Origin of the sequence: Methanocalculus sp. (assembly GCF_029762515.1) — an archaeon.
Taxonomy (GTDB): domain Archaea; phylum Halobacteriota; class Methanomicrobia; order Methanomicrobiales; family Methanocorpusculaceae; genus Methanocalculus.
Genome location: NZ_JARVGN010000065.1, coordinates 1 through 7613 on the forward strand (window position 1 = coordinate 1; position 7613 = coordinate 7613).

Annotated in this window: 7 protein-coding genes; 1 reads left to right on the forward strand and 6 read right to left on the reverse strand. The window is 40.6% G+C overall.

Annotated elements, in window-relative coordinates:
- Positions 1-1711: LIC12162 family protein (locus tag QCH34_RS03560; RefSeq protein ID WP_300330201.1), on the forward strand; the 1711-nt coding region annotated here is incomplete at its 5' end.
- Positions 1712-1790: 79 nt separating this feature from the next.
- Here the strand turns inward: QCH34_RS03560 and QCH34_RS03565 are convergent.
- The 6 genes from QCH34_RS03565 to QCH34_RS03590 form a co-directional block, all read right to left on the reverse strand.
- Positions 1791-2807 (reverse strand): glycosyltransferase family 2 protein, encoded by a 1017-nt coding sequence (locus QCH34_RS03565; protein WP_300330206.1) that lies wholly within the window; start codon positions 2805-2807, stop codon positions 1791-1793.
- Positions 2804-3715, reverse strand: a complete 912-nt coding sequence (locus QCH34_RS03570) for a sugar nucleotide-binding protein (RefSeq protein ID WP_300330210.1) — start codon at positions 3713-3715, stop codon at positions 2804-2806. Before QCH34_RS03570 ends, QCH34_RS03565 begins: the two co-directional genes overlap by 4 nt.
- Positions 3708-4157, reverse strand: a complete 450-nt coding sequence (locus QCH34_RS03575; RefSeq protein ID WP_300330213.1) for a dTDP-4-dehydrorhamnose 3,5-epimerase family protein — start codon at positions 4155-4157, stop codon at positions 3708-3710. Before QCH34_RS03575 ends, QCH34_RS03570 begins: the two co-directional genes overlap by 8 nt.
- Positions 4154-5155 (reverse strand): GDP-mannose 4,6-dehydratase, encoded by a 1002-nt coding sequence (locus QCH34_RS03580; RefSeq protein WP_300330216.1) that lies wholly within the window; start codon positions 5153-5155, stop codon positions 4154-4156. Before QCH34_RS03580 ends, QCH34_RS03575 begins: the two co-directional genes overlap by 4 nt.
- Positions 5134-5925, reverse strand: coding sequence for a sugar phosphate nucleotidyltransferase (locus tag QCH34_RS03585; protein WP_300330219.1), 792 nt, complete (start codon positions 5923-5925; stop codon positions 5134-5136). Before QCH34_RS03585 ends, QCH34_RS03580 begins: the two co-directional genes overlap by 22 nt.
- Before the next feature lie 94 nt (positions 5926-6019).
- Complete coding sequence (locus QCH34_RS03590) at positions 6020-7516, reverse strand: radical SAM protein (RefSeq protein ID WP_300330222.1); 1497 nt, start codon at positions 7514-7516, stop codon at positions 6020-6022.
- Positions 7517-7613 lie beyond the last annotated feature (97 nt).

Here is a 7613-nt window from a genome sequence, read left to right on the forward strand (position 1 = left end):
ACCTGTAATTTTTCTTGGAGAATGGTGCAGGTTACATGATCGGAAAGATATTTGGTCAAAACTTGATGCAAGAGTTGTTCCGTATCATTGGAATGATAGACAAAAATTATTTCGGGATTATGAATATTTAATGAATCTTCACGAGCGAATATTATCGGAAATGGCAAAAAATCTCAATTCCATTCACAATCAAAAACACTCTATTCGGTATTGGCGAATTCTTTTAGGACCATGGCTTGGTTGGATACTCCCAATTTTTTTTGATCGTTGGAGTATGATTCAAAAGGTCGTTAATGAATATGATATCTCCCATTGTAGAATTATTGATGATGATTATTACAACTATACTTCAAGTAATATGTTGGAATTCAGTAAGAATGCTACCACAGATCGTTGGAATCAATTCATATATAGTTTTATCATTGAAAAATGGACAAATATTGATTGTGAAAAATTTTTGTGTGTTTCTCCATCAATTAAGTCTAATAGTCACTCCCCTTCTTTCATAAGTATGAAAAACAAAATTATGAATAATTTAATTGATTATTATAATATTTTATCTACACTTGGATTAAAACAAGATGATGCATTCATTTCATCTGAATTGATGCCATTCACAAAATTATTGCAATTTCAATTAAAACTTGGACAGCTTCCCCAATATTGGAAGCATGTTCATCCTATACAATCATGTATAGATACAAGTTTGAGGCAATGGAAGATACAAATTCCTTTTTCTAACAACTTTGAAAGGGCACTATGTTCACTAATACCGCTTCAGCTTCCAACTCTTTATCTAGAGGGTTATAATAAACTACTTAAACAGATCTCCGCATTGCCACGCCCGCTTAAGCCGAAGTTTATTTGTTGTGGTACTTCACAGATAGGTGACGATGTGTTTAAGGCCTGGTCCGCAAAAATGGTGGACTGTGGTGTACCATTATACATAATTCAACATGGTGGTCATTATGGATCTGGTTTATTTTCATTTCATGAAGAACATGAGATTCTTATCAGTGATATGTATTGTTCCTGGGGATGGAGCTTGAATTCCTCAAATAAAGTGATTCCTACTGTTGCCACAAAATTACTTGGTGGAAGAAAAAAGGCAAAATGGAATCCCAAAGGGAATGCATTGCTTGTTACTGCAGCTACACCTCGATATAGCTATTGGTTATACAGCGCTATGATAGCAGGGCAGTGGTTAGATTACTTCGATGATATTTGTACTTTTTTTGATTCTTTGCCAGCATCTATACAAAGTGATGTTTTGGTGAGACAAAAAAAGAGTGATTATGAATGGAATCAGATTGCTCGATGGAAAGAACGATATCGAAATATTTCTGTGGATACTGGGGACTGCCCAATTGAAAAACTGACTCAGAATTGTCGTTTGTTTATATCAACTTATAATGCGACCACTTTTTTAGAGACACTCGCTAAAAATATCCCAACAATTATTTTTTGGAACACCGAGCACTGGGAATTACGTTCAAGTGCATTGCCTTACTTTAAACAGTTGGAAAAGGTTGGTATCTTTCATCAAAATCCATATTTGGCTGCAGTAAAAGTATCTGAGATCTGGGATGATGTTACGTCATGGTGGTATAATGCTGAGGTACAGGAAGCCAGAAAGGTTTTTTGCAATCAATATGCTCGTATACCTGATAATCCTATTAGGGAACTTACTCAATTACTTGATAATAAATAATCTTATCTTCCACTCTTTTTAGCCTTTCTTCGATAGTGTAAATAGCGTGATCAAAGTGAAAAAGAAACCTTCAGTGACATTAATAAGGGATTTCTCCTCTCTTAAGTAGATTTTTACATATTCTTCTGAGTGGAGAAAGATACATTGCAACCCCTCCTCCAAAAATAAACAAACGATAAACAATCTTAACAACAATATCCTGTAGTGACTGCGGTCTGGTCAATGTCCAAGCTAAAATAGCCAACCCGGAAAACAATGATGGGTGAAACCCTCTCATCCCATCCACACGAGTGAACCCGGCATAGAAACAGTCTCCAATATATCTGCGTAGAGCGCAGTTCAAATCGCTTGTGTATAGAGGATATTCATCTCCAAGATCCCGGATGATCTGAACAAAGATTTTGAGAGTGTCAAGATATCCAGATGGATTTGTAAAGAGAAGCCGATGTGATTCTGAGTGCTCTCCCTGGCGATAATGCACCCTTGTATCTTTAACATATGCGATATCAAGGATCCTTGAGATCTTTAACCATTGATAATAATCTGATGAATATGGGAATTCAAGTGAGTATTTTCCAGCCTGTTGATATACTTCCTTCCTGGTCATCACTGATGGGCAGGTGATGAAGCACCGTTCACGAAGAAGCTTTTGAAAGCCATCAGTTGCGGGTAGTATCATATCTGTTTTCGCATAGTGCCCCTCTATTTCATGATCCTGTATATGAGTTATTGAGGAGGTAAATGTCAGAACAACTTTCGGATGCTCATCAAAAAATGCAAGACATGTTTCAGTGAAGTCAGGATCAATATAATCATCTGAGTGAAGAATATGCAGGAATTCTCCCTGCGCAACCTCTATACAGCGATTGAAGTTTCCAAAGAGTCCGAGGTTTTCTTCATTCTTCACAAACCGTAACCTGGGATCTTTAAACGAAGCGACAACTTCCTCAATGTTATCTTTAGAGGCATTGTCCACCACCACAACCTCGATATCCTGGTAAGTCTGTGCAAGCGCACTCCCGATGGCACACCCAACCATATCGGCCCGATTATAGGTGGGAATACAGATTGAAACTCGTGGATAATTACTGCTCATCTTGAATCCGCAAGATATCTCTTGACTTCTTCACTTGATGTCAAGTAGAGTGTGTCTATCATCTTTTCAAGGGGGGGAATCTCATAGAGAAGCTCCCTCTGAATCTTAGCTGATGAGATTGTTCCAATTGCGGGTCTCTTTACTGTAAGGTGTTTGGAATCGATCCCTTCGAGATATTCTGAATCAAAACCAAACTTCTCCAAAATCTGGCGGTTAAATTCGAATTTGCTGATGGACTCATTCGATCCGACATTGAATGTCCCGCATACTTCCCTCTCAATAATCCTTTTTAGACTCTCTACAATTATGTCTACATGAATTGGGTTGAAATACTGATCCTTTGGTGACTGCATCACTTTTTTCATTCTGATGTTTGCCAGGAGCTGCATGAAATAGTTTTTACTATCCTGAAGATGCTCTACGTAGCCAAAAATAACAGATGGCCGCACAATTACATATTCAGCCATTTTTTGAACATGCTCTTCAGCGTCAAGCTTCGTCTGAATATAATAATTTGATGCGCGGGTTTCACACTCCTCATCGCAACGGCCTTCAGGTGTATCATAAACAGCATATGTTGAGAAAAAGATGAATTTTGCCTCTGGAAATACTTTGCAGAGATTTGCTGTTGCTGTAACATTAGTGTCATAACAGAGTTTCTGCTCTTGTTCACATACATCTGTTCGTGATATTGCGGCTGTGTGGATGATTATATCCGGATGTATTGTGGTGCGGATCCTATCAACATCTGATATGTCTGTCAGGTTCGCAATAAGATCAACATGCGCTCCTTCGCGTCGACTTGTGCCAATAATCTTCCACGGCGTTATTTTGCGCAGGTATTCACATGCCCGATGCCCGACCAGTCCGTTTGCCCCGGTGATCAGGATCGTCTTCTCTTCACCCATGCCGGATGCCCCACTCATAACCAATGGTTGGATCAAAGGGATCAAACCTTTCGATCTCATCAGGATCATGCGGGATGGTTGCACAGTTCGCAACGATCGCCTTCTCGCCTCCCACACCGGTAAACCCATTCACCACATGTGGCGGAACCTTAACGAGCACATAATTATCTTCACCCATGAAGATCTCCTGCAACTCGCCCTGTGTTTGAGAATCTTTCCTTGCATCATAGAGAACGAGCTTGATATTGCCGGAGATGACTGCGTAGTTCAGCTCCATCTTCCGGTGCACATGCCATGCCTTGATGGCACCAGGAAAGATGACCGAGAAGTAGATCTCGCCAAACTCTGAGAAATGGGGATCAGTAGTTCGCATCATATGACGCACCATTCCCCGCTCATCAAGAATTGTCCGCAGTGGGATGATCTGGACACCCTCTATCATGCCAGCACCTTCCTGTACCATGCAATCGTCGGGGTGAGCCCCTCACTGAAGCTATGGCGCGGATGCCAATTGAGCATCTTCTTTGCCCTTTCGATTGAGAGATACTGATCCTGTATCTCATGCCTGCTGGTATTCTGGATCACAGGTCTGGCATCTGACTCCATTACTGTAATGATCGTCTCCACCACCTCACTTGCCGTCATTTTTTCACCACTGCTGAAGTTGAAGGCATCTCCTGCAAGATTTAATGATGCTGTCTGCTCAGCCATCGTCAGGTATGCATCAACTGCATCTTCAACATAGAAATATTCCCGAATCGGAGTTCCATCACTCCGGATCTCAGGTTTTTTCCCTTCAAGGAGACTTTTTATGGTGCCTGGAACAATGCGGTTAAAATTCAGATCTCCCGGCCCATAGATATTCCCCATTCGTGCAATGGAGATCGGGAGCTGGTAAGTCCTCCCATAGCTCTGCGCGATCAGATCAGCACAACTCTTTGAGACATCATATGGGTGCTCTCCATGGAGTGGCATCTCTTCATGGTATGGAAGAACGGGGCTGCTCCCATATGCTTTGTCAGATGATGCAACACATACTGCCTTGATGTCTGGAGAATAATCATTCAGCACCCGGACAGCTTCGAGCAGATTCCATGTCCCCTCGATATTTGCCTTGAAGGTGGTCACAGGAGAACGGTTGCCGACACCGACGATCGTCTGTGCACCCAGATGGAAGACATATTCAGTTTCATATTCGGCCAGCGTCCGCATAATGAGATCCCGATCTTCCAGCTCCCCACGCACAAGTGAAACTCCTGCATCTCCATCAAGCCATGATCCGAGGGTACGTGTGCGCGGTACCCAGTCCCGTACAAGTGCGACGACATCAGCACCATAGCGTTCAAGACGGTTAATGAGGTTTATACCAATGACGCCGCTTGAGCCCGTGACAAATACTCGCTTCCCATGCCACCAGTCTATTCGTTCCAGATCTTCCATTTGGGGTCCTCTCTCCACATTTTATTTAGATCTTCGTAATCTTTGTAATTATCCATCGCATGCCAGAACCCATCGTGGATGTAATAGCCGAGCTTTCCATCATCAGCAACCTCCTGAAGCGTATCTTCAAACATCAGATCTTCATCCGGCCTGATATAATCAAATATCTCCTTCTCCAGTATCATGAAACCGACATTAATATAATCATTCATCTGCGGCTTTTCACTGAAGCTCTGGACAATATCGCCATTTAATGTGGTTATCCCATATTTTGAATATGGGCGGGTGACGGTGATGGTTGCAATAACACCATGTTTCTTCCGAAGCTCCTGATGCCGTTTCATGAGCGCAGGGATGTCAATATCTGCAACCCCGTCTCCATAGGTCGCCATGAAAAAATCCGATTGGATCTGATCTCTACAGAGGAGAAGGCGACGGGCAGTTTTTGATTCTATGCCTGTCTGTACAAATACAATCTCCCAGTCCTCATCAGAAGTGGGATATTTTGGCTTTGAAAGATTCATTGAAAAGGATTGTGTGAGCGGGTGCCTGTACAGGAAATAATCGGTGATCATCTCTCCTTTATACCCGAGTGTCAGAATAAACCTGTTCAGGTTGTAGTGGGAGTATAGCTTCATTATATGCCAGAGGATCGGATACTCTCCAAGCTCAATCAAGGGCTTTGGCATTTCGCGCGTCTTTTCCGAGAGGCGGGTGCCCCGCCCTCCGCAGAAGATGACAATATCGGGTTGTTGGGAGGAGGAAGACATGAAAGGAGTGTTAGTGGGATGATGATAAGTGGTTTGTGATTGTATGTGTTAATATGTCTCGTAAGAAATATTCTGAAATATATTTTTTACAAATCTATTTTATGAGCTCACTCAATTTTTTCAACATCTCATTTCCTTCCTTAGTGGACTTTTCAGCAATGCATATTTCGGGGAAATACTCTTCTGGTAGTTTAACGTACAGGTTGAACGTTCGGATAATACCCTGAAGATCTTCATGAAACTCTGGAGAAAAATTTAGTAAGGATTGTTCCCTCATGTCATGTAGGGTTGCATAAGAAATATTGTCTATTAATCCATTCTCCTTACAAACTCTGTGTAGTTCACAACTCTCAAACGGTGTGAAGAGAAATACGTTAGACTCGATCTTATTATTATTTTTAAATATTTCCCTGTTGATATTTATGGTATCGAATATCAACTCTCTCGTCTCAAAAGGAAAACCGATGATGTTATTTAACGAGGCGCCGATATCATACTTTTTTAGGATATTCATCCGTTCTATAAACATTTCATTTGTATAGTGTCGTTTAAGTATTGTTTTTCTGAAATTCTCGTTTCCATGTTCGAGTCCAATGGTCATCCAGTGCATTCCAATATTAAGCAGATCGGAGATCCGTTCTTCAGTAATTGTTTCAATACGGGTCTGTATCCAAAAAGGAATACAGATATCTTCATAAGCTGTTACAAAACGATTGAATGCATCTTCATTTAGTGATAAAAAGTTCTCACTTGAAAAATAGATGAATTCAGGATTATGTTCCTCTATCTGGTAATCGATCTGTTCAATGATCTTGTCTATTGACATATCCCTATCATATCTGCCACATTCATTTTTTTTGAAAAAAATTCTTAACTGGGGAGCAGCACAATATGTACAGTTGTAATAACATCCACGTGAAGTTTCAATGTTTACCATCTTGTACATTCGCCCTTGCATTGGTTTCATAAATAACCTTGAATCAAATTCAGAAAAGTCTGGAAACGGCAGTTTGTTGATATCATGCAATTTTGAGGGTTTATTTTTATACTGTAATCCATCCTTTTTAACCCATAACCCCTCCACATCTTCATAAGGCATATTCAAAGAAATCCTTCTACAAAGTTCGGGTAATGCTGTTTCTCCTTCTCCAAGACATACAATATCGATATGGTCATTTTGAATTACTTTGTCTGGAGATAAGGTGGGAAAAACGCCTCCGGCAATTATGGGGATTTCTGAATTATAGTGTTTAATATAACTACAAATTTGCTGACTCTGTCCATACATGGTCTCAAGAATGGAAATCCCAATTAAATCAGGTTTATAAAAATCAATCTCCTGAATGAGGTCATCTTGTAATTCTCCCGGATTCTCCGGTAAAATAAAATCTTCATTCTTAATCTCTTTGGACATTAGCCGCTCGGCACGGATTTCTGCCTGACTTCTCTCCACATCACGGTAAAATGTCGTATCAAAAATTTTTACCTGACATCCTTCTTTCTTTAATACGGCAGTTAATGATGCTAAACCAATTGGAATTCCAGTTATCCGAAAAGGGGCTGGATATATAAAAAGCACTTTAATTCCCACTTTATGCCTCCTAATAACCTATTTATTATAAGACTATGTTCCCCATAAGTCAATAATTACACTGAAGGTAGTAACCTATATTCCCGCCCTCATCGTT

Coding starts and splice junctions, on each gene's coding strand:
- QCH34_RS03585 (WP_300330219.1), bottom strand. CDS start 5,925: ATGTCTTCCTCCTCCCAACAACCCGATATTGTCATCTTCTGCGGAGGG.
- QCH34_RS03575 (WP_300330213.1), bottom strand. CDS start 4,157: ATGATAGAGGGTGTCCAGATCATCCCACTGCGGACAATTCTTGATGAG.
- QCH34_RS03565 (WP_300330206.1), bottom strand. CDS start 2,807: ATGAGCAGTAATTATCCACGAGTTTCAATCTGTATTCCCACCTATAAT.
- QCH34_RS03580 (WP_300330216.1), bottom strand. CDS start 5,155: ATGGAAGATCTGGAACGAATAGACTGGTGGCATGGGAAGCGAGTATTT.
- QCH34_RS03570 (WP_300330210.1), bottom strand. CDS start 3,715: ATGGGTGAAGAGAAGACGATCCTGATCACCGGGGCAAACGGACTGGTC.